This is a genomic window from Okeania sp. SIO2B9 (genome assembly GCF_010672505.1).
GTDB lineage: Bacteria > Cyanobacteriota > Cyanobacteriia > Cyanobacteriales > Microcoleaceae > Okeania > Okeania hirsuta.
This window is the reverse complement of the sequence record NZ_JAAHGK010001428.1, coordinates 1-1,818: the sequence shown is the minus strand read 5'-3', so window position 1 is coordinate 1,818 and position 1,818 is coordinate 1. Positions and strand designations below refer to the sequence as shown.

The window sequence follows — 1,818 nt, the reverse complement described above, 5'->3', positions numbered from 1 at the left end:
TTATATCATGTCCGGTTGAATAGTTATAATTAGAGATCGTAGTAGGGCTAAAACCCTAAGTATAGATATAGATATTTTATGGGGTAGAGCAAAACTACAAACAAAAACTTTTAAACTTGTATCAGTCATAATACTTGATGTTTTTCTACACTTTAACCCTAAGTTGAGCCAAACTATTAAATAATTTTTTGACTTTAATTAAATCTTTATACCCAGGCGCTATTTCTACTCCACTAGATAAGTCTATACCACAGAATTTATGGCTAGATTCAATGATGAATTGTTGAATTGATACTGTGATATTTTCTGGTGTTAAACCACCTGCTAAAAACCAAGGACAAGTAGGGTGAAAATCTTTAAGAATTTTCCAATCTAAGGTTTGACCAGTGCCTCCTAATTTATCTGGATGATAAGCATCTAGGAGTAAAGTCTCGACATAATTTTCATAACTATTTACTCTTGTTAAATCTTGAGGAGATTTGATTCTGAATGCTTTAATTATTTCTATATTATCTGGTATTGATTGACGTAGCTGATGACAAAATTCTGGAGATTCGTCTCCATGTAGTTGTATGCCAGTCAATTGGGTCTGAATAATTATTTCCGATAAAAAATCAATTTCTGGGTTAACAAATACCCCGATTTTATCAATATTTTTTGGTAGTTGAACAACGATATTTCTGATTTTTTCTGCGGTAATATACCGAGGCGATGTTGGAACACAGATAAATCCTAAAGCTGTTGCTCCCATTTGAGCGATCGCTTGTCCTTGCTCTAATTTTGTAATCCCACAAATTTTTACGCGCATTTATTTTACCTGCTAAGAGCTTAATTGTACATCTTTGTATTAAAACTTAAGGTTATTGTTAATTATTAAAACAAATTATAGCTTCTTACTAAAATTTATTGATAATTTGCAAAACATAAATTGATTCAATCAAACATTTAAGTCAAATAGCCAAATTTCTGTGATTTAAGGAGATAAAAACTTGATTTACTCTGGCTTAATTTTAGCAGCACAATCTCAACCCCTCTCTGCAGAGTGGTCTCCAAAAGTAGCAATTGTAATGATAACTTGCAACCTAGTGGCAATTGTAATTGGTTACTATGCTATTTCCAAGAACAATCGTGGACAAGGGCCTGATTTACCAGTATCATTACCAGCCATTTTTACTGGGTTTGGCATACCAGAATTGTTAGCTACTACTAGCTTTGGTCATATTTTGGGGGCTGGAATAATTTTAGGACTTGGTAGTGCTGGTATGCTATAGACATAACCTGATTTTAGTTACAAGTATAGGGGGTATTCTTTTCGCACAGAAGAGATACCCCCATTTTTGATTTTCCAATAAAAGAAGGAAGAAGGAAGAAGGAAGAAGAAAGAAGAAAGAAGGACTGAAAGATCGAAAAAGTGGATGGAGATAGTCAAGCACTTGGTACTTCGTGTCTGATAACCTCAAGCAATTTTAAATACCATGTAGACGGCAGGGTATTATACTAATTTGATAAATATTTGCTACATTTTATTGAGTGGGGGAGTAGGGGAGTAGGGGAGAAGTAAAAACAAGAATAATTAACAATAACTAGCTAATAATTATCGAAAAAGTTATTCAGTCTGTGTTAATTACTTAATAAGTGAAGCACCACTTATACCATTTCTCAAAAACTTTTCTACATTTTATTGAGTGGGGTAGTAGGGGAGTAGGGGAGAAGTAAAAACAAGAATAATTAACAATAACTAGCTAATAATTATCAAAAAAGTTATTCAGTCTGTGTTAATTACTTAATAAGTGAAGTGCTGCCTAAGTATAACAATAA

The 1,818-nt window shown here is 32.9% G+C and carries 2 protein-coding genes; one reads left to right on the top strand and one right to left on the bottom strand.

Annotated elements, in window-relative coordinates:
• Nucleotides 1-145 precede the first annotated feature (145 nt).
• Nucleotides 146-808 carry a phosphoribosylanthranilate isomerase gene (locus F6K13_RS31405; protein ID WP_124147672.1) on the bottom strand — a complete coding sequence of 221 codons (663 nt, stop codon included), beginning with the start codon at nucleotides 806-808 and terminating at the stop codon, nucleotides 146-148.
• Between the two features lie 181 nt (nucleotides 809-989).
• Here F6K13_RS31405 and psaK point away from each other — a divergent pair, with 181 nt between their 5' ends.
• Entirely contained in the window at nucleotides 990-1,271 is a 282-nt protein-coding gene (gene psaK, locus F6K13_RS31400; protein WP_124147671.1) for a photosystem I reaction center subunit PsaK, read from the top strand.
• Nucleotides 1,272-1,818: the final 547 nt, after the last annotated feature.

Coding starts and splice junctions, on each gene's coding strand:
- F6K13_RS31405 (WP_124147672.1), bottom strand. CDS start 808: ATGCGCGTAAAAATTTGTGGGATTACAAAATTAGAGCAAGGACAAGCG.